An 18,084-nucleotide genomic window follows, 5' to 3' on the forward strand; every position below is an offset into this window, starting at 1 on the left:
AATATCTGAGACTTAGAAGAGTTTTCATTAACCTTATGTTAAAACATTTCGCGGCCGGGGATGACCCGGCCGCGAAACTTGGAAACCTTGTGCCGACCGGTCTTAGCGGAACAGCGACAGGATGTTCTGCGAAGAGGAATTCGCGATCGACAGCGACTGGATCGCCAGCTGCTGCTGGGTCTGCAAGGCGCTGAGCTTGGAGGATTCTTCTTCCATGTTGGCATCGACCAGACGGCCGATACCGGAGTCGATCGAGTCGCTGAGCGCGGACACGAAGGTGTCCTGATTGTCGATGCGCTTGGAGAGCGAGCCGAGAGCAGCGCCGGCGCTGGTCATCGACTTCAGAGCCGATTCGACGTTCGTCAGAGCCGACTGGATCTGGCCGGCGGTGAAGCTGGTGATGTCCATCGCGTAGATCGAGCCGGTCGCACCATTCGAAGTACCGAGGATACCGGTGGAGGTTTCGACCGAACCGCCGCTCATGCCGAACATTACGTTGCCCGCGCTGCTGTCGTCGAGAACGTAGTCGGTCGTGGTTACCGAAACGGCGTTGGAGCCGTCGCGGACGAAGGAGGATACGACGCTCTTCGTGCCGTCAGCGCCGGCAACCCAGTTTTCGCCATTGAAGGAAGCCGACTGGGCGATGCTGAGGAGCTGCTGCTGCAGCTGACCGATTTCTTCCTGAACCTTGGCCTTGTCGACGCCGTTTTCAGTGGCGGCAACCAGCTTGGCCTTGATGTCGCCGACGACGTCGATGGCGCTGTCCATGGCGGTGTAAGCGGTGTCGACCTTCGCAGCGCCAACGCCGAGGGCGTCGGAAACAGCGGAGAGTGCCTTGTTGTCCGACCGCATGGTCGTTGCGATCGACCAGTAAGCAGCGTTGTCAGAAGCCTTTTCAACGCGATAGCCCGACGAAACGTGGTTCTGCGTCTGGTTGAGGCCCTGGTTGACGCTACGCAGCGTCTGGAGAGCGGCCTGTGCGGAAGTGTTCGTGTTAATGCTTGTCATAAATCTGTCCCCTGGAAACTAGATACAAAAAGGAGGACATACCGGACTATAGTACCGGCGATGACGGACCAGCTTCATGCTACTCGGCGCCTTTTTTTGTTTGGCCCAAACCCGTCATGTCCAGGGCAATCTCGCAGCCAATGCTTGCCAACTTCTTAAAAATACTGGCCTCAAGCCGGCTCCTCGCAGGGCATAGTTAATGCTTGCTGAATATATTCCTCTACATTCTAATTCTCTTGGAAAGTAAGCGTTTTCCCTGCGGAAAAGCGGCCATTTCGCCGGGAAAACAGAGGTTCGTCAACTCACCGGTTTCAAGCAAGCTTCGAATGCCAATGTGGCAGGCGCCGGGATAGCACCATCGGACCGATCCACCCGTTTTCGGGGAGGACAAACCGTGCATGCGCCGGGCGATCGACCGCCATTGCCAGAACATTTCCTTCACGGAGTTGGGTTTTGAACAGCAAAGTTTCGTTCTCTGCGGCATCCAAGGATTACCAGATGGGCCGCTACACACAGTCCCTGGCGACGCTCAACCAGTTGATGGATATCCAGCAGGACGCCAAGACCTATGCGCTGCTGGCCAAGAACCTCGTGCAGCTCGGATTCAAGGCCGACGCCGCGAAAGCCTATGGCCTGGCCGGCAACTGCGAAGGACCGAACGCCTACGAATACCAGAAACAGGCCGCCAAGCTGCATTACGAGACTGGCAACGAGGACGAAGCGCTGCTGATCGCCATGCGCAACCTTGCCAAAGCGCAGGAAGATGCCGAACTCGCTTTCATCATCACCGCGATCTATCTGAAGCGCCAGCAGCGCGATATCATCCGTCCGTTCAAGACGGTGCTGTCGGAAAGCATGAATCCCGACCACATGCGTCTGGCGGCCCTGCTGCTCAGCGACGATCTCAACGATGCAACCAACCAGAAGCTGGCGCGCAACCTCTTCAAGCGTTTTCCAGGCAATCACGCCTTCCGCTTTCTCCACCTTGTTTTCGCCCGCGAATTCAACGAATTCGAAGAGGCAGCCAAGCATCAGGCGGTGATCGACGCGGCCCTTGCGAAAGGCGATATCGAGATCCTGCGCAAAGACAACCCGTTCTATCACCTGCACTGGTGCGGCAACGAGGACTTCAACCGCTATGCGACGATCGGCACCACACCTCTCAACCACGAACGGGTGACCTTCCGCCGCAACCAGCCGCACATCTGGTCGGACAAGATCCGCATCGGCTACATGTCGTCGGACTTCTGGGACCGGCACGCGACGATGAAGCTGCTGCAACGCATCCTCGAACTGCACGACAAGGATCGGTTCGAGGTGACGCTCTTCTGCCATACAGGCCCGGAATACCTAAAGCACAACGACACCGATCGCAGCCGTTGGGGCAGGATCGTCACCGTTCACGGCTTCTCCGACCGGGCGATGCTGGAAACGGTGCGCGCGCATAATATCGACATCATGGTCGACCTGAAGGGTCATACATCAGGCAGCCGCGCGACTGCTTTCAACCTGCCGCTGGCGCCGGTACATGTCGGCTGGCTCGGTTTTCCCGGCAGCACCGTCAATATCGACCTGGACTATGTCATCGGCGACCATTCGGTGTTGCCCGAGGTGGCCAAGCCTTTCTATCACGAAAAATTCTGCCGACTGCCGGAAAGCTACCAGCCGAACGATCCGATGCATCGTCCGAAGCCGCGCGCCGTCACCCGTGAGCAGCTCGGCCTGCCGGAAGATGCCTTCATCTTCGCCTCCTTCAACGGCAACCGCAAGATTACGCCTGAGGTAATCGACAGCTGGTGCCGCATTCTCAAGCGCGCGCCGAACAGCGTGCTCTGGCTGATGGCGAATTCGCCGCGCAACCAGGCAAATCTCTTGAAGCAGTTCCAGGCGGCAGCCATTTCGCCCAAGCGGATCATCTTCTGCCCTCGCGCTCCCTACGAACAGCACATCGACCGTCAGCAGGCGGCCGACCTCGGCATCGACACCTTCCCCGTCAACGGCCACACGACCACCTCGGAGCAGCTCTGGGGCGGCCTGCCGGTTCTGACCGTCAAAGGCACCAACTTCGCCTCACGCGTCAGCGAGAGCCTGCTGCGGGCCATCGACCTACCCGACCTCGTCGCAAGCGACCTGCAGGACTACGAGGATATGGCCGTGGAACTGGCCGAGAATCCCGGGCGGATCGCCGAATACAAGGCACATCTCAAGGAGAAGCGCTATATTGCGCCGCTCTTCGATGCCGAACGGTTCTGCGACCATCTGGAGCAGGCCTATGAAATCATGGCCGCGCGCGCCAAGCAGGGTCTCGCACCCGACCACATGGACATCGCGGCGCTGCCGCCGCGCACCGCGCCGTTCGCCGCGGAGTGAGGCTTTTAACGCCACGAAAGAACCCGCCGGGGCAATCCGGCGGGTTTTCACGTTTGGAAAAGGAAGAGGCCGCAGCCTGTCAGTTGAATGAGCGCACCAGGCTGCCGACAAGCAGGTTCCAGCCGTCGATCAGCACGAAGAAGAGAATTTTGAACGGCAGCGAGATCGAGGTCGGCGGCAGCATCATCATGCCCATCGCCATGGTGATGGTAGCGACGATCAGGTCGATGACGAGGAACGGCAGGACGACGAGGAAGCCGATCTCGAAGCCGCGGCGAATCTCGGAAATCATGAAGGCCGGGATCAGCACACGGTAGTCGATCGGATCGGTCGTCTGGATATTTTGTCCGCGTTCACGCGCCAGATCGACGAAGAGCGCCAGATCCTTGTCGCGGGTATTGGCCGACATGAAGGTGCGGAACGGTTCGGCGATCCGCTGGACCGCCTCGGTTTCGTTGATCTGATTGGCAAGCAGCGGCTGCACGCCGTTCTGCCAGGCCTGATCGAAGGTCGGCGACATGACGTAGAAGGTCATGAACAGCGACAGCGACAGAAGGATCATGTTGGAGGGCGTGGAGGAGAGGCCCATGCCTGAGCGCAGGATCGAGAAGGCGATGATGAAGCGCGGGAAGCTCGTCACCATGATCAGGATGCCCGGCGCGACCGAAAGAATGGTCAGCAGGCCGAAGGTGCGGATGATCCAGGCGGCGACGGAGCCATCGACCGGCACGTTCAACAGGTTAGTCGGCAGCTGCTGTGCCACCGCCAGTTCCGGTACCGCTATCATGGCGGCAAGGAAAACTATGAGACGAATCATTCGATGACAAATGTCCTGAACATGACCTTCGATACGCGCCCTTGCGAGCGAAGGTCAACACGTTCCTGTATGTCATCCTTGAGATATTGAAAGCCCCGCGGCCCCTCGATCTGCTGCAGGGAAACGGTCCTGATATATGCGAGGATATCCTGATGAATATCCTCGGAAACCTTGACATCCGGCGGCCCGTTGAAGAGCAGCGCGACCTCAAGTCGGACCCAGTTTTCGGAGGGGTAAGCGAGATTCGACGTGATCGGCTCGAGCTGGACGACGTTGTTGGCCTCGGTGGAGATGTGGGCCAGGCCTTCCTCACCCTTTTTCTTCGCTTCGGCGTCCTTGGCCTGCTCGGCCTCCTTGGCGCCCTTGATGTTGGGCGCGACGATCGTGCCGACCGCCCAGCCGCCACCGGCGCCGAGCAGCGTCAGGACGGCGACGCCGATGATCGTCATCAGCGTGCCGGATTTCTTCTTTGATTGATCTGCGCTTGCGTCTGGCTCTGCCATCGTCGTTCAGCCTCAAAGCGGCGAGAAAAGATCGACGGCCTGCTGGCCGCGCGGAGGCTGCTGCACTTCCATCAGGCGGCCGCGGCCACCGTAGGAGATGCGGGCTTCGGCGATCTTGTCGTAGGAGATCTGGTTTTCGGCATTGACGTCCTGCGGACGAACGATACCGGCGACGTTCAGGATACGCAGTTCCTGGTTCAATCGGACTTCCTGCGAGCCCGATATGACGAGGTTGCCGTTTTCGAGAATGCCGGTGACGACGGCGGCGACCAGCAACGTCAGCTTGTCGGTGCGCTCGATCTTGCCCTTGCCGTCGGTGCTGGTGTCGGAGCCATAGGTCAGGTCGGTCTTGGACTCAGGCGTCCAGCCGAAGATCTGGGCGTTGACGTCCCAGTTCATGCCGCTCGAATTCTTGCGGCTGCGGTTGGTCTCGTTGTCGAAAGAACCCTTGTCGTTGATCTGAATGTCGACGGTCAGGATGTCGCCGACGTTGAGCGCGCGTGCATCCTTGAAGAGCGCCGCCTGTGAATCGCTCCACAGCGAATAACCCTGCGCCACAGCGCGCGGCTGCTTCGGATAAAGCGCCATCTGCGGCGTCTGGCCGTAGGCAAGGCCGCTGCCGATCGGGCTCATGGCGGGCGCACGGCCGATCTCGCTGACTGCCGTCGGAGACTGGCAACCCGCAAGGAGTGCGAGGGCGGCAATCGCGGCCGGGAGACGCATATTCATGAAGGATCCTTCGACGTATTGGGATCGGACGCACTGGCGATGACGCTGGCGATGGCCGCGGCCTTCTTCGCGTCCATCTCGTTGAGGATGAGGCTCGACTGACGCGGTCCGAGCCGCATGATCACGGCGGAGGCCACCTCGATCTTCATATCCTGCAGCTGGAGTGCGGCCACATCCGGCTTCATCTTCTTATAGATCTCAGTGAGGCCGGCTTCAGCCTGCTTCAGGAAATCGTCGCGCCGCTTCAGCCAGTCCTGGTATTCGGCCTTGCGTTTATCCATTTCCGCCATGCGGGCGTCGATGTCGGCGCGAAGCTTTTCCAGCTCCTGCTTCTGCAGGAGGTAACGCTGGTCGCGGGCGGGGTCGGCGATGTTGGTGCAGAACTGCTTGACCTCGTCCTGGGAGATGATGTCTCCCGCCGGCGCATGCTCCTGCGCGAAGGCGCCCGGGATCGACAGAAGGACGAGGCCTGCTGCGGGCAGCGCCAGCCGGCGCAGCAATTGCAGGACCGTCATGTCAGGGTTGATGAACTTTATCATTGCAGCACAAGCTCCGCCTGCAGGGCGCCTGCCGACTTGATGCCCTGGAGAATGGCGATGATGCCATCCGGCTTCACGCCGATATTGTTGAGACCGGCGACGAGGGTCCTGAGGTCGGGACCGTCGATGATGGCGACGCGCCCGCCGGTCTGCTCAGCCGCGATATCGGTCTGCGGCTGGACGGCGGTCCGGCCCTGCGAGAAAGGTTCGGGCTGGATGATCTGCGGCGTCTCGGTAACCTGAACCGTCAGTGTGCCGTAGCTGACTGCAACCGGCGAAACGCGGACGTCCGAGCCGATGACGATCGTTCCGGTGCGCTCGTTGATGACCACCTTGGCCGGCGTATCGGTTTCGACGATGAGATTTTCGAGGTCGGCCATCAGCCGGGTGAGATCGGCCGTGCGCGGCTTCTGGATCACCACTTCCTGCGAATCCTTGGCTTCGGCGACCGGGCCGCCGAAGCGTGCCGAGGCATAACCGTTGACGATGTCGGCGATGCGGATTGCCGTCGAGAAGTCGGGGTTGCGCAGCTGCAGGACGAGATTGACCGAGTCCTTGAAGCGCGACGGAAGTTCGCGTTCGATGATCGCGCCGCCGGGCACGCGGCCGGCGGTCGTCACGCCTTCGGTCACCGTTGCGGCCTGGCCCTGCGCCTGAAATCCGGAAACGATGGCGGCGCCCTGCGCGACGGCATAGATCTGGCCGTCGGCGCCGGAAAGCGAGGTCATGACGAGCGTGCCGCCGCGCAGCGACGTCGCATCGCCGAGCGAACTCACCGTCACGTCGATGCGGCTGCCGGGGCTAGCGAAGGGCGGCAGGTTGGCGGTGACCATGACGGCCGCCGTGTTCTTGGCGTTGGACTGGCCGCCCTGAGTCGAGATGCCGAGATTCTGCAGCATCGCCCGCATCGACTGCTCGGTGAAAGGCGAGGCACGGAAGCCGTCGCCGGTTCCCTGCAGACCGACGATCAGGCCATAACCGATCAGCTGGTTGTCACGGCCGGCCTGAAGCGAAGCGATATCCTTGATGCGGGAGGTCAGCGCCCAGGCGGGCGCGACGTCGGCCAGGCTCATGGCGAAGACCGCGACAAGGGTCAAGAAACGGAAGAACAATTTCATTTTGCCCTCACATGGACCGTGCCGTCCGCAAGCACCGTGCCGCTGACGATAACCCCGGAATCCATATTGCGTGCGCGCACGACCTGCCCGGTCGAGCCGTCTTCGAGCGGCGAGCCGGCAGCCGAGATCGTCATCGCGCCAAGCGAAAAGACCAGGCGGATCGACGAGCCGCGGGTCACCGTATAGGCTTCGCGCAGGCCCGAAACCGAAATCGTGCGGCCCGGCAGCAACGTGCGCTTGGAGACCATGCCCTCGACCTGGGATATGGATTTGGCAAAATCGCCGGCGAGGTTGGGGTTGGTGACCTCGACCTCCTGAAGCTGGCTGGCCGACAGTGTGTCGCCGGGGTAGATGATCGTCGTCGGGACGACGGCATAACCCATGCCGGCACCCGCGTCCGCGGGCAAGAAAATGCCCGCGACTGCGATCGTGGCTGCCGCCACCCATCCTGAGATGTGTCCTGCCCGGCAAAACATCATGTTTCGGCCCTTCCCTCTACTTCAGGTTCTTGCTGACGACGGTGGCCATTTCGTCAGCGGTGGTGATCACCTTGGAATTCATTTCGTAAGCGCGCTGGGCCGAGATCAGCTCGGTAATTTCCTTCACCGGGTCGACGTTCGAGGATTCCAGATAGCCTTGCTTCATGTAGGCGAAACCTTCCTCGTCGGGATTGCCGACGACGGCTTCGCCGGAGGCAGCCGTTTCCTGGAAGAGATTGTCGCCGATCGGCTGGAGGCCGGCCTCATTGACGAAATCGGCAAGCGTCAGCTGGCCAAGCGTGGTCGCGGTCGTCGCGCCGGGCAGCTTGGCCGAAACCTGGCCCGAGCGGCTGATCGTCAGCTCGGTCGAGCCCGTCGGAATGGTGATGCCGGGAAGGACCTCGTAGCCGTCGATGGTGACGAGCTGGCCCTGCTCGTTCTTGTTGAAGGCGCCGGCACGGCTGTAGAGCGTCGTACCGTCGGTCGACTGGATCTGAAAGAAGCCCTTGCCGATCAGCGCCACGTCGAGGTCGTTGCCGGTCTGGGTCAGTTCGCCCTGGAGATGCAGGTTGCGCACCGCCGAGGTCTGGACGCCGAGGCCGATATTGGCGCCTTCCGGGACGACGGCCTGGTTGGCGCGGTTGGCGACACCCTTGGCGCGTTCGGTCTGGTAGAGAAGATCGGAGAATTCGGCGCGAGCGCGCTTGAAACCCGTCGTATTGATGTTGGCGATATTGTTCGCGATGACTTCCAGATTGGTCTGCTGGGCATCCATGCCCGTTGCTGCGATGGCGAGCGCTCTCATGTGTTCGTCCTCAATTCAGTTACATCTGCATCTTGGTGACTTCGAGAAAGGCCGAGACGACCTTGTCACGGATGGCGATCGCGGTCTGCAGCGTCTGCTCGGCCTGGAGCATGGAATCGACGACTTCACGCGTCGTCGCCGTGCCCTTGATGCCGGCAAAGGACATGCTTTCCGCACCCTTCAGGCTGGTGACCGCGTCGGTTGCCATGTTGCCCATGACGGAGGCAAAGCTCATGCCGTTGGCCGCACCTGCGGTGCCCGGCATGGTGACGGCAGACGACGAGGCGGAATTTTCGGTGTCGACGGCGCCAAGCGCTCGGGTCATCGAAAGGTTGCTGACATTCTGGACGCTGCTGATCATTATTATTGGCTCTTCAGGAGGTCGATCGTGGAGGAGATGAGATCGCGGGTCTGCTTGATGGTCTGCAGATTGGCGTCATACGAGCGGTTGGCTTCGCGCATGTCGGCCATCTCGACGAGGATGTTGACGTTCGGCAGTTTGACGACGCCCTTCTGATCCGCGGCCGGATTGCTGGGGTCGAATTCGGTGCTGAAGTCGCCTTCGTCGACGCCGACCTTCTTGACATCGACCGTCTCGACGCCGCTGGCGCGATCCATCTGCTGGCCGAAGGTGATCGTCTTACGGCGATAGGGGTCGGCTCCAGGCGTGTCGCCGGTCGAGCGAGCGTTAGCGATGTTTTCCGAAACGATGCGCAGGCGCGTCGACTGCGCCTCGAGCCCGGAACCGGCGATTTTCATTGCTGCTGAAAGCGGATCCATGATTTTTACTTCCTGACGGTCATCAACATCATGCGGTTGAAAGAACTGACCAGCGAGGTGTTCAGATCGTACTGGCGCTTGATATCGCCCGACTTGGAGAGCTCTTCGGCCACACCGACGGTATTGCCTGATTCCTGGACGCCGATTTCCTGGTCGAGTGCGGCGTCCTTGACGTCGATATCGCCGCTGGCGCTGAAATCATTGCCGCTGAGATGGGCCGGATTGGTGCGCGTCATGGTGATGTCGGACTTGTCCAGCACGGCGTCGAAGGGCGTGACGTCCTTGGCGTGGAACTTCGGGGTGTTGGCATTCGCGATGTTGCCGGCAACAACCTGCTGACGGATCGTCAGCCATTCCGCCTGTCGCGAAGCCAAGTCGAAAAGTTGGATCGGTTGCATGAGACTCTCCGTTTTTACTGTCCCGAACCTAGTGCGGTAATCTTGCGTGGGACTTACGGGAATTCAGGTTTCAAGGCGCTTTTCGGGCAGCGCTGCGCTCAAAAAAACAGGGGCTCCGGCCGGTTCGCGGCGGAGCCCCTGTTGCCTTCGGCGTTGGCCGACAGGTTCAATTATTCTGGTAGGTATCGCCCTTGGAGGTAACGATCACCCATTTGCCGTCGCGCTGCTCGAGTGTCGCTAGGCGGCTCTCGTCGGGCAGGATCGAACCGATGCGCACCACATACATACCCGAGGGATCCTCGATCAGCGCCCGGCCGTTGGAAACGTGCAGCAGGCGGAAGGAAGACTTGCCAGGGAAAGGCTGATCCTCGGGTATGGGGCGGCCATTGCGTTCCTTGCCGAGGTCGGAAACCGTTGCCGTCGTCAGCGGATCGATCGGCGGGGCCTTTTTGTCCGGCTCGTTCTTGTTGATCATGGCAAGCGGCGAGACGCTGAAGACGTTGCGGGCCGGCCAATCCGGCAATTCGCGCGAATTGTCGCTGGCGGCGACGTTGATGCCGAACTTATCTTCGTTGAAAAATACATACCACGGAAAGAAGGCGGAAGCGCCGGCAAGCGCCAGGCCGGTGAAAGTCAGAAGCCGATCCAGGATGACGGTCTTCCGGCGCTGCTTCAGAGAAGCGATGCGTTCGTCGTCGAATTCAGCCACGTCTATCTCCTCTGAATGGGTGCGCCCTGATTGCCCATACCGGCTGCAGCTTTGAGCGCGCCGGCGAGATCGGCGAAGGCATCGGCCGAGTCGCGGTCGCCCGGCGACTGTTTCAGGACGTCGTAAATGATCGGTACCTGCTTGACCGCCATATCGAGATCGGGATCGGCACCCTGGCGGTAACCGCCGATTAGGCGCAGGTCGCGTGTTTCCTCGAAGCGATGGATCAGCACCTTCAGCCGCGAGACCAGCTTTTCCTGGTCCGGCGTCCAGGCCTTGCGGGCAAGACGCGAAATCGAGGCTAGCGGATCGATCGGTGGGTAACGCCCTTCTTCGGCGAGGCTGCGTTGCAGGACGATATGACCGTCGAGGATGCCGCGCGTCGAATCAGCGATCGGGTCGTTGTGGTTGTCGCCGTCGACGAGAATCGAGATGATCGCCGTGATGGTGCCGGCGCCCTCGGGGCCGGGACCAGCGCGCTCCAGCAGGCGCGGCAGCTCGGTGAACACGGAAGCCGGGTAACCGCGTGCGATCGGCGGCTCGCCGGAGGCAGTCGCCACCTCGCGGATCGCATGGGCGAAACGCGTGACGCTGTCGACGATGAAGAGAACATTCTCGCCCTTGTCGCGGAAATGTTCGGCGATGGTGACGGCCGTCAGCGGCGCCATCTTGCGCAGCATCGGGCTCTCATCGCTGGTTGCAACGACGGCGATAGCCTTCTTCATATTGCTGCCGAGCGTATCCTCGATGAATTCACGCACCTCGCGGCCGCGTTCGCCGACAAGCGCAATGACGACCTTGTCGAAGGCGTCGGCGCGGGCGAGCATGGACAAAAGCGTCGACTTGCCGACACCGGAACCGGCGAAGATGCCGAGGCGCTGCCCGAGGCAGAGCGGCGAGAAGATGTCGATCGCGCGTACGCCGGTCTTGAAGCCGGTCTGGACACGCTTGCGGGTCATCGAGGGCGGCGCGGTATTGGCGATCGAGCGGCGATCGAGGCCCTCGGTGATCGGACCCAGCCCATCGATCGGTTCGCAGAGCGAGTTGACGGTGCGCCCGCACCAGCTGTCAGACGGTGAGATACGAAACGCGCCCTTGCGGATGACCGTATCGTCGATGCCGATCGGCTCGCCTGGTTCGATTGGGCAGACATAAATAAGGTCCGGCTCGACGCGAACGACCTCACCGAGATGGACGCCGGTCGCCGATTTATGGGCGACAAACTCACCGAGGCGAACATGGCGGGAGAGACCGCGAACCGTGTAGTGGCCTGCGGCGATGGTCTGCACGCGACCGCCATGGGCAACCGCGAACTCCGGCGATGCGTATCGGTCGACGAGATCTGCCAGATGCGCCAGTTTTGGGGAAAGACCGTCCTCGGACAGTAGTGTGGTGCTCATGCTTAGCGGCTACCCCCAAGCGTCTGCACGGCTTCCTTGAAGGAATCCTCGCTGTCGCGCATCAGCGACGAGACGCTTTCGAAGGCGCGGTTGACTTCGATCAGCTGGGTGATCTCGCGCATGGCGTTGACGTTGGAGTTTTCGAGATAACCCTGCTCGACGCCGACATTGAAGCGGTCGACGACGGCGCGCGGCTGGTCAGTGGTCATGATGCCGCTGTTTTCGTAGCGTAGGTATCCCTTGCTGACATCGGCCTCGAACAGCCCGAGCGAGGCGACCTGGCGGTCGCCCTGGTAGATGATGCCGTCGGTGCCGACGGCCGGCTCGCCGCCCTTCGAGTTGAGCTGGATGGGGGCGCCGCCGGCGTCGAGAACGGGATATCCGCGGATCGACACGAGTTCGCCGGTATCCTTGAGCGTGAAGCGGCCGTCCCTCGTCAGCACGCGGCCTGCCGGCGTATCGAGCGAGAACCAGGCATCACCTTTGACGGCGAAATCGAGCATGTTGCCGGTGTGCTGCAATTCGCCATTTCCCTCGTTCAGATAGTCGTTGCCCTGGGAAACGAAGGCGACCTTGGTGTTGAGCTTGTTCTTGGAGTTCGCCACCATCTCGTCGAACTTCACCTCGGTGGCGCGAAAGCCGGTCGTGTTCACGTTCGCCATGTTGTCTGCGATGGTGGTCAGGCGCTTTTCGAGCGCCATCTGCGACGACAGTGAAACATAAAGACCGGATTGCATGTCGGTAAGCTCCAAGCATTGGCGATGAACGGAACGAAAAGCCGGGCGTCGTCTTTGTGATTCGGCCGGGATTTCGCTGAGGCGGCATCTCAGAAACGGGTGCGGACACCCATTCGTCTCCTTTAGCCTGACGGCAGATGCTTGCGCGAAGCTGGCACGCGGAAATGCCCCGCGACCAGCCCTTTCATCAGCCTCACGCAAGGCAGAAATCCTATCCGTCTCAGAGAAAAGCAACGTTCAGATTGGGCTGACGATGAATATTATTATCGGATTTATTGTTGTCTGCGGCTGCATCGTCGGCAGCTTCATGGCGATGGGCGGCGAAGTGAACGCGCTGTTCCAGCCCTTCGAATTCCTCATCATCGGCGGCGCCGGCCTCGGCAGCTTCATCATGGCGAACCCAATGAAAGTGGTGAAGGATTCCGGCAAAGCGCTCGGCGAAGCCTTCAAGCACGCTGTGCCGAAAGAACGCAATTATCTCGACACGCTCGGCGTGCTCTATTCGCTGATGCGCGACCTGCGCACCAAGTCGCGAAACGAAATCGAAGCCCATATCGACAATCCGGTCGAATCGACGATCTTCCAACAGGCTCCGACAGTTCTGAAGAACAAGGAACTGACGGCGTTCATCTGCGACTACGTGCGTCTGATCATCATCGGCAATGCCCGCAGCCACGAGATCGAGGCGCTGATGGACGAAGAACTCAACACCATCATGCATGACAAGATGAAGCCTTACCACGCGATCCAGATCATGGGCGATTCCTTCCCGGCGATCGGTATCGTCGCCGCGGTTCTCGGCGTCATCAAGGCGATGGCTCACATCAACGATTCACCTGAGGTGCTCGGGCACCTGATCGGCTCGGCGCTCGTCGGCACCTTCCTCGGCATTATCTTGTCCTATTGCGTCTGCTCGCCGCTGGTCTCCCAGATCAAGATCGTGCGCAACAAGCAGCACCGACTCTACGTCATCGTCAAGCAGACGCTGCTTGCTTACATGAACGGCTCGGTGCCGCAGGTCGCTCTCGAATACGGCCGCAAGACGATCTCGGCTTACGAGCGTCCGTCCATCGACGCGGTCGAACAGGAAATGATGAACCCAGGCGGCGAAAACAAGGCGGCTTAAATGACTATGAGCAATGCTTCGCATGACAAACCGGCAATGGATCCTGCCCTTCTCGCCAAGCTGACAGGCGGGCTTGGCGATAGAGGCAGGGTCGCCAAGATCTGCAGTTCCTTCGGGGAAGTCTACAGCGAATTCTTTCCCGACGTCATCAAGAGCGAGACCGGCCTCGACGTGACGGTCAACTATCTCGGCTGCGAGATCGGCTATAAGAACCACCTGATCGACGACCTGAACGCGAACGTCACCCTCGTCGACGTGACACTGCGCAACTGGTCGCAGAACATCACGCTTGCCTGCGGCAACGGTTTCGTCATCACGCTGATGGAGCACCTGCTCGGCGCCACCGCCGATACGATCGAGGAGCCGGCCGACCGGCTGCTGTCGGTCATCGAAATCGACCTGGCGGTGATGGTTTTTGACAAGATCGCCAAGGTGCTGCGCTCGGCCGTCAACGCGCCCGGCGGTTTCGAACCGAGCCTTTCGGCCCCGCACGCGCTCGAGATGCGCGCCCGGCCGCCGGAGGACCGCCCGGACGAATTCGCCGCCGCCATCAATATGTCGATCACGCTTGCCGGCATCGTTTCGGAATTTTCCTTGATGGTTCCGCAGACCGCGCTGCTCAAGACCAAGGTGACGCCGCCGAAGCCGAAGCGCCCGGCGACCGGCAAGTCGGCGGAATGGACCGAACAGCTGGGCGACCAGGTCCGCCGCTCGCATGTCACGCTCGAGGCCAAGATCAGGCTGCAGGACCTGACGCTGCGCACGATATCGAAGCTAATGGTCGGCGACGTCATTCCGTTCCGCGACAGCGGTGACGTGCGCGTCGAGGTCAGCGCCAACAGCAAGGAATTGTATGTGTGCGAGTTCGGGCGTTCAGGCGAAAACTACATGGTCCGCGTCAAGGATACGATGAACTCGGATGACGAACTCATCCGTCATTTAATGAATTAATCGGTTCTCTGGCTTTTGGGCTGCAAAGGCAGTTTGAGGCAAGTTTCAACTGGAATAGTGATTTCATGGCTACGAAGAAAACACAGCAGAACAGCGACCTCTCCCTGGATCTTCCGGGCAGCGAAGCGGATCTCGACCAGGCGATCGACGATCTGCGCGGCGTGCTGAAGCAGGATGCCGATGGCGACCTGCCGCAGTTTGGCGACGACCTGCAGAACGACGCCTTCGCAGCAGGAACCGATCTGGCGGCCTTCGGCGGCGAGATGTCGGAAACCCCGTTCGGCGGCGACGATTTCGGCGGCGATTTCGGCGCCGGCAATGCCAGCCCGGCTGCCGGCATGGATTTCGGCGACAGCCCCTCTTTCGACGCATCGCCGGCTCCGCTCGGCAGCGCGCTGAATTCGAACTTGGACCTGATCATGGACATCCCGATCGACGTCCAGATCATGCTCGGCACCAGCCGCATGCAGGTCTCCGGCCTGATGAACCTCAATGAAGGGGCGACGATCGCCCTCGACAAGAAGATCGGCGAACCGGTCGAGATCATGGTGAATGGCCGCAGGATTGCGCGCGGCGAGATTACGGTGCTTGATAATGACGACACGCGATTCGGTGTGAAACTGATAGAAGTTTTGAGTACGAAAAAAGCCTGATCCCTGTGTGGGACGGAGAGGTTAGACCATGATGGACTTTGACGATTTCGGCGGCGCGCTAGCCGGGAAACCGTTGACCCAGGCTGAAAAGGCGGCGGCTGTTCTTCTCGCTATGGGAAAGGGAGTCGCCGGCCGGCTGTTGAAATATTTCACCCAGGCCGAACTGCAGACCATTATCTCATCCGCTCAGTCGCTGCGCGCCATCCCGCCGGACGAACTCTTGATGCTCGTCGGCGAATTCGAAGACCTCTTCACCGAGGGCGCCGGACTGATGGACAATGCCAAGGCTATCGAGGCCATTCTGGAAGAAGGCCTGACGCCCGACGAGGTCGACAGCCTGCTCGGCCGCCGCACGGCATTCCAGGCCTACGAAACCTCGATCTGGGATCGTCTCAGCGAGGCGGAGCCGACCTTCGTGGCACAGTTCCTGCTGCGCGAACATCCGCAGACCGTCGCCTATATTCTTTCGATGATGCCTTCCAACTTCGGCGCCAAGGTGCTGCTGCAGCTCCCAGACAACCGCCGTGCTGACATCATGAACCGAACGGTCAACATGAAGGCCGTCAGCCCGAAGGCCGCGCAGATCATCGAGAACCAGGTGATGACGCTGCTTGCCGAGGTAGAGGCAGAGCGCAATGCCGCCGGCTCGACGAAGGTCGCCGATCTCATGAACGAACTCGACAAGCCGCAGGTCGACACGCTGCTCACCTCGCTGGAATCGATCAGCCGCGAATCCGTCAACAAGGTCCGTCCGAAAATCTTCCTGTTCGAGGACCTCATGTACATGCCGCAGCGCAGCCGCGTCATGCTGCTCAACGACATCTCGACGGATGTGCTCACCGTCGCGTTGCGCGGTTCGCCGCCAGAGATCCGCGAATCGGTTCTCTCCGCCATCAGCCCTCGCCAGCGCCGCATGATCGAATCGGATCTGCAGAGCGGCATGGGCGGCGTCAATCCGCGCGAGATTGCCATTGCCCGGCGCGCCGTGGCGCAGGAAGCGATTCGCCTGGCCAACTCAGGCCAGATCGAGCTCAAGGAGAAGGAAGGCGACGCTTCGGCAGCCGCCTAAAGCGGGGCGCGCATTGACCTTCGTTCGTGCGACCCGTTTTCGTTCCAGGTTTTATGCGTATCGGTATCCCGGATACCGCTGCCCGCTTCCGAGCGACATACATAGCACTCCGAGACTGTTGACAAATCCAGCCGCCTGCAAAGCGGCTGTTGATCGCCATGCGACAGGCGACTACCCTTCCAATACAGGCCGCGCTCTAAAGCGCGTCGCAGGGAACCCGGTTTCCGCGGCGCGCTTTAGCTCTTTGTTTTGATGCATGTCGTCATTCCAGAACCGCTGCACACTTTTGGGCGACATGCAGTAGCTGCTGCCTATTTCTTCGACGGAGGGCCGCGACTTGGCAGACGATGACAAGGACAGCAAAACAGAAGCCCCGACCGCGAAAAAGCAAACCGACGCGGCTGAGAAAGGCAACGTGCCGTTTTCGCGCGAGCTGTCGATCTTTGCGACGATCCTTGCCACCTATATCTATCTGGTGTTCTTCCTCCCCGACAGTGTCGGCCGCATGACTGAAACCCTGCGCGACATCTTTGAGCAACCCGACCAGTGGAAGATCGAGACGGGTCCCGACGTCCTTTCGCTGTTCGTCAAGCTCGGCTGGGCATGTGCGGCGCTGCTGGCGCCGGCCTTCATCCTGTTCATGGTGTTCGGCATCGCCTCCTCCGTCTTCCAGAACCTGCCGACGCCGGTGCTCGAACGCATCCGGCCGCAGGCCTCGCGCATCTCTCCCGCCAAAGGCTGGGAACGGCTCTTCAGCCTGCCGGGCCTCGTCGAGTTCGGAAAATCGCTGTTCAAGGTCGTCGTCGTCGGGGTGATCCTGTTTTTTGTGCTCAGAAGCGAATATTTTAGCTCGATCGACGCGATGTTCTCCGATCCGCAGACGATCCTGGTGCGGATCTCGACGGCGATGCGCAAGATCATCATCGTCGTGCTGATCGCCACCGCGATCGTGGCGATCGTCGATGTCTTTTGGACGCGCCATCACTGGTTCACCGAGCTGAAGATGACGCGGCACGAAATCAAGGAAGAAAACAAGCAGGCGCAGGGAGACCCCTTCGTCAAGGGGCGGCAGCGCTCGTTGATGCGCGACCGCGCACGCCGGCGTATGATCGCCAATGTGGACCGGGCGACGCTCGTCATCGCCAACCCGACGCACTATGCGGTGGCGCTACGCTATGCCCGCGAAGAAAACGACGCGCCGGTGGTGCTGGCCAAGGGCCAGGACCTTATTGCGCTCAAGATCAGGGAGATTGCCGAAAAAAACGGCATCCCGGTGTTCGAGGATCCGCCACTTGCGCGCTCCATGTTTGCGCAAGTCTCGATCGATAGTGTCATACCGTCAGTCTTCTATAAGGCCGTTGCGGAGCTGATCCACCGGGTCTACGCCGCAGATGCCAAGAACAAACGGGTAAGATAAGCCGAATGAAAAAATGCCCTCACTCTACCCAGCGTGAAAAGATCCTCGCAGTTGCGATCAGCCCGGTCGCCACGGAACTGCGCCTTCTGGATGCTTCTGACCTTATTTCACTGCTGCGCTTCGAGTATTACGGCAACCTTTCCGATCTCGTCGCTTCGGCGGCAGAGCTTTTCTTTCATCCGGGCACGGTGAATTTCGGCCTGGGCGGCAACTATACGCTGGAATGGGGCGGCAAGCCCGAAGTCGTTCTCGATCTGGAAATCAAGCCGCGCGGCGTCACCGTTTATGCACAGCTGACTCTCGCCGAAGATCACGCCGGCATCGAGATCAACCATATCGCTTTCCAGGATCCCTCGGCCGATCCCGACGAAAACACCGTCTTCCTCGAAAAGAGCCTCCGGGAAGCGCGCTACAACGTCAATCAGTCGCCCCGGTCGCTGGCGGGCTGACATCTCTCAGGACAACCGCGCTTTCAT

General features: G+C 60.6%; 21 protein-coding genes. 7 read left to right on the forward strand and 14 right to left on the reverse strand.

What is annotated here, in order from left to right; genetic code table 11:
• Positions 1-102 precede the first annotated feature (102 nt).
• Positions 103-1,008: a flagellin gene (locus HJB82_RS14195; RefSeq protein WP_207582938.1), complete on the reverse strand. Its 906-nt coding sequence runs from the start codon at positions 1,006-1,008 to the stop codon at positions 103-105.
• A 453-nt stretch (positions 1,009-1,461) separates the two neighbouring features.
• On the opposite strand from HJB82_RS14195, the gene HJB82_RS14200 reads away from it, so the two are divergent.
• Complete coding sequence (locus HJB82_RS14200) at positions 1,462-3,378, forward strand: glycosyl transferase (RefSeq protein WP_221140277.1); 1,917 nt, start codon at positions 1,462-1,464, stop codon at positions 3,376-3,378.
• Positions 3,379-3,457: 79 nt separating this feature from the next.
• Here the strand turns inward: HJB82_RS14200 and fliP are convergent, their stop codons facing one another.
• The 13 genes from fliP to flgF all read right to left on the reverse strand — a co-directional run bounded on the left by fliP (position 3,458) and on the right by flgF (position 12,392).
• Positions 3,458-4,195 carry a flagellar type III secretion system pore protein FliP gene (gene fliP, locus HJB82_RS14205; protein ID WP_207582936.1) on the reverse strand — a complete coding sequence of 246 codons (738 nt, stop codon included), beginning with the start codon at positions 4,193-4,195 and terminating at the stop codon, positions 3,458-3,460.
• On the reverse strand, positions 4,192-4,698 hold the full coding sequence (gene fliL / locus HJB82_RS14210; protein ID WP_207582935.1) for a flagellar basal body-associated protein FliL: 507 nt from the start codon (positions 4,696-4,698) through the stop codon (positions 4,192-4,194). Before fliL ends, fliP begins: the two co-directional genes overlap by 4 nt.
• A 12-nt stretch (positions 4,699-4,710) precedes the next feature.
• The gene (flgH, locus tag HJB82_RS14215; RefSeq protein ID WP_007633287.1) at positions 4,711-5,427 is read right to left on the reverse strand and encodes a flagellar basal body L-ring protein FlgH; all 717 of its coding nucleotides are present in this window, start codon (positions 5,425-5,427) and stop codon (positions 4,711-4,713) included.
• Positions 5,424-5,966 carry a MotE family protein gene (locus tag HJB82_RS14220; RefSeq protein WP_207582934.1) on the reverse strand — a complete coding sequence of 181 codons (543 nt, stop codon included), beginning with the start codon at positions 5,964-5,966 and terminating at the stop codon, positions 5,424-5,426. The genes flgH and HJB82_RS14220 overlap by 4 nt, the downstream gene beginning before the upstream one ends.
• The gene (locus HJB82_RS14225) at positions 5,963-7,084 is read right to left on the reverse strand and encodes a flagellar basal body P-ring protein FlgI (RefSeq protein ID WP_207582933.1); all 1,122 of its coding nucleotides are present in this window, start codon (positions 7,082-7,084) and stop codon (positions 5,963-5,965) included. Before HJB82_RS14225 ends, HJB82_RS14220 begins: the two co-directional genes overlap by 4 nt.
• On the reverse strand, positions 7,081-7,563 hold the full coding sequence (gene flgA, locus HJB82_RS14230) for a flagellar basal body P-ring formation chaperone FlgA (RefSeq protein WP_207582932.1): 483 nt from the start codon (positions 7,561-7,563) through the stop codon (positions 7,081-7,083). Before flgA ends, HJB82_RS14225 begins: the two co-directional genes overlap by 4 nt.
• 16 nt (positions 7,564-7,579) lie before the next feature.
• On the reverse strand, positions 7,580-8,368 hold the full coding sequence (gene flgG, locus HJB82_RS14235; protein ID WP_164006538.1) for a flagellar basal-body rod protein FlgG: 789 nt from the start codon (positions 8,366-8,368) through the stop codon (positions 7,580-7,582).
• 19 nt (positions 8,369-8,387) lie between these two features.
• Positions 8,388-8,729 carry a flagellar hook-basal body complex protein FliE gene (locus HJB82_RS14240; RefSeq protein WP_221140279.1) on the reverse strand — a complete coding sequence of 114 codons (342 nt, stop codon included), beginning with the start codon at positions 8,727-8,729 and terminating at the stop codon, positions 8,388-8,390.
• Between the two features lie 2 nt (positions 8,730-8,731).
• Positions 8,732-9,148 (reverse strand): flagellar basal body rod protein FlgC, encoded by a 417-nt coding sequence (gene flgC / locus HJB82_RS14245; RefSeq protein ID WP_007633309.1) that lies wholly within the window; start codon positions 9,146-9,148, stop codon positions 8,732-8,734.
• Between the two features lie 5 nt (positions 9,149-9,153).
• On the reverse strand, positions 9,154-9,546 hold the full coding sequence (gene flgB, locus HJB82_RS14250) for a flagellar basal body rod protein FlgB (RefSeq protein ID WP_207582930.1): 393 nt from the start codon (positions 9,544-9,546) through the stop codon (positions 9,154-9,156).
• A 166-nt stretch (positions 9,547-9,712) separates the two neighbouring features.
• Positions 9,713-10,255, reverse strand: coding sequence for a flagellar protein (locus HJB82_RS14255; RefSeq protein WP_221116093.1), 543 nt, complete (start codon positions 10,253-10,255; stop codon positions 9,713-9,715).
• A 2-nt stretch (positions 10,256-10,257) separates the two neighbouring features.
• Entirely contained in the window at positions 10,258-11,655 is a 1,398-nt protein-coding gene (fliI, locus tag HJB82_RS14260) for a flagellar protein export ATPase FliI (RefSeq protein WP_221140281.1), read from the reverse strand.
• A 2-nt stretch (positions 11,656-11,657) separates the two neighbouring features.
• Positions 11,658-12,392, reverse strand: a complete 735-nt coding sequence (flgF, locus tag HJB82_RS14265; RefSeq protein ID WP_207582927.1) for a flagellar basal-body rod protein FlgF — start codon at positions 12,390-12,392, stop codon at positions 11,658-11,660.
• 253 nt (positions 12,393-12,645) lie between these two features.
• Here flgF and motA point away from each other — a divergent pair, with 253 nt between their 5' ends.
• The 6 genes from motA to HJB82_RS14295 all read left to right on the forward strand — a co-directional run bounded on the left by motA (position 12,646) and on the right by HJB82_RS14295 (position 18,057).
• Entirely contained in the window at positions 12,646-13,518 is an 873-nt protein-coding gene (gene motA / locus HJB82_RS14270) for a flagellar motor stator protein MotA (RefSeq protein ID WP_207582926.1), read from the forward strand.
• Positions 13,519-14,469, forward strand: coding sequence for a FliM/FliN family flagellar motor switch protein (locus HJB82_RS14275; protein ID WP_221140293.1), 951 nt, complete (start codon positions 13,519-13,521; stop codon positions 14,467-14,469).
• A gap of 65 nt (positions 14,470-14,534) precedes the next feature.
• Positions 14,535-15,122 (forward strand): flagellar motor switch protein FliN, encoded by a 588-nt coding sequence (fliN, locus tag HJB82_RS14280; RefSeq protein ID WP_221140295.1) that lies wholly within the window; start codon positions 14,535-14,537, stop codon positions 15,120-15,122.
• Positions 15,123-15,150: 28 nt separating this feature from the next.
• Positions 15,151-16,191, forward strand: a complete 1,041-nt coding sequence (gene fliG, locus HJB82_RS14285) for a flagellar motor switch protein FliG (RefSeq protein WP_207582923.1) — start codon at positions 15,151-15,153, stop codon at positions 16,189-16,191.
• 337 nt (positions 16,192-16,528) lie between these two features.
• The gene (flhB, locus tag HJB82_RS14290; RefSeq protein WP_207582922.1) at positions 16,529-17,608 is read left to right on the forward strand and encodes a flagellar biosynthesis protein FlhB; all 1,080 of its coding nucleotides are present in this window, start codon (positions 16,529-16,531) and stop codon (positions 17,606-17,608) included.
• Between the two features lie 5 nt (positions 17,609-17,613).
• Entirely contained in the window at positions 17,614-18,057 is a 444-nt protein-coding gene (locus tag HJB82_RS14295) for a hypothetical protein (RefSeq protein ID WP_207582921.1), read from the forward strand.
• Positions 18,058-18,084 lie beyond the last annotated feature (27 nt).

The organism is Rhizobium sp. NZLR10, from assembly GCF_019685125.1.
Taxonomy (GTDB): Bacteria; Pseudomonadota; Alphaproteobacteria; order Rhizobiales; family Rhizobiaceae; genus Rhizobium.

Excerpts from the sequence above, each read along its gene's own strand:
- HJB82_RS14195 (WP_207582938.1), bottom strand. The coding sequence starts at position 1,008 with ATGACAAGCATTAACACGAACACTTCCGCACAGGCCGCTCTCCAGACG.
- fliP (WP_207582936.1), bottom strand. The coding sequence starts at position 4,195 with ATGATTCGTCTCATAGTTTTCCTTGCCGCCATGATAGCGGTACCGGAA.
- fliL (WP_207582935.1), bottom strand. The coding sequence starts at position 4,698 with ATGGCAGAGCCAGACGCAAGCGCAGATCAATCAAAGAAGAAATCCGGC.
- flgH (WP_007633287.1), bottom strand. The coding sequence starts at position 5,427 with ATGAATATGCGTCTCCCGGCCGCGATTGCCGCCCTCGCACTCCTTGCG.
- HJB82_RS14220 (WP_207582934.1), bottom strand. The coding sequence starts at position 5,966 with ATGATAAAGTTCATCAACCCTGACATGACGGTCCTGCAATTGCTGCGC.
- HJB82_RS14225 (WP_207582933.1), bottom strand. The coding sequence starts at position 7,084 with ATGAAATTGTTCTTCCGTTTCTTGACCCTTGTCGCGGTCTTCGCCATG.
- flgA (WP_207582932.1), bottom strand. The coding sequence starts at position 7,563 with ATGATGTTTTGCCGGGCAGGACACATCTCAGGATGGGTGGCGGCAGCC.
- flgG (WP_164006538.1), bottom strand. The coding sequence starts at position 8,368 with ATGAGAGCGCTCGCCATCGCAGCAACGGGCATGGATGCCCAGCAGACC.
- HJB82_RS14240 (WP_221140279.1), bottom strand. The coding sequence starts at position 8,729 with ATGATCAGCAGCGTCCAGAATGTCAGCAACCTTTCGATGACCCGAGCG.
- flgC (WP_007633309.1), bottom strand. The coding sequence starts at position 9,148 with ATGGATCCGCTTTCAGCAGCAATGAAAATCGCCGGTTCCGGGCTCGAG.
- flgB (WP_207582930.1), bottom strand. The coding sequence starts at position 9,546 with ATGCAACCGATCCAACTTTTCGACTTGGCTTCGCGACAGGCGGAATGG.
- fliI (WP_221140281.1), bottom strand. The coding sequence starts at position 11,655 with ATGAGCACCACACTACTGTCCGAGGACGGTCTTTCCCCAAAACTGGCG.
- flgF (WP_207582927.1), bottom strand. The coding sequence starts at position 12,392 with ATGCAATCCGGTCTTTATGTTTCACTGTCGTCGCAGATGGCGCTCGAA.
- motA (WP_207582926.1), top strand. The coding sequence starts at position 12,646 with ATGAATATTATTATCGGATTTATTGTTGTCTGCGGCTGCATCGTCGGC.
- HJB82_RS14275 (WP_221140293.1), top strand. The coding sequence starts at position 13,519 with ATGACTATGAGCAATGCTTCGCATGACAAACCGGCAATGGATCCTGCC.
- fliN (WP_221140295.1), top strand. The coding sequence starts at position 14,535 with ATGGCTACGAAGAAAACACAGCAGAACAGCGACCTCTCCCTGGATCTT.
- fliG (WP_207582923.1), top strand. The coding sequence starts at position 15,151 with ATGATGGACTTTGACGATTTCGGCGGCGCGCTAGCCGGGAAACCGTTG.
- HJB82_RS14295 (WP_207582921.1), top strand. The coding sequence starts at position 17,614 with ATGAAAAAATGCCCTCACTCTACCCAGCGTGAAAAGATCCTCGCAGTT.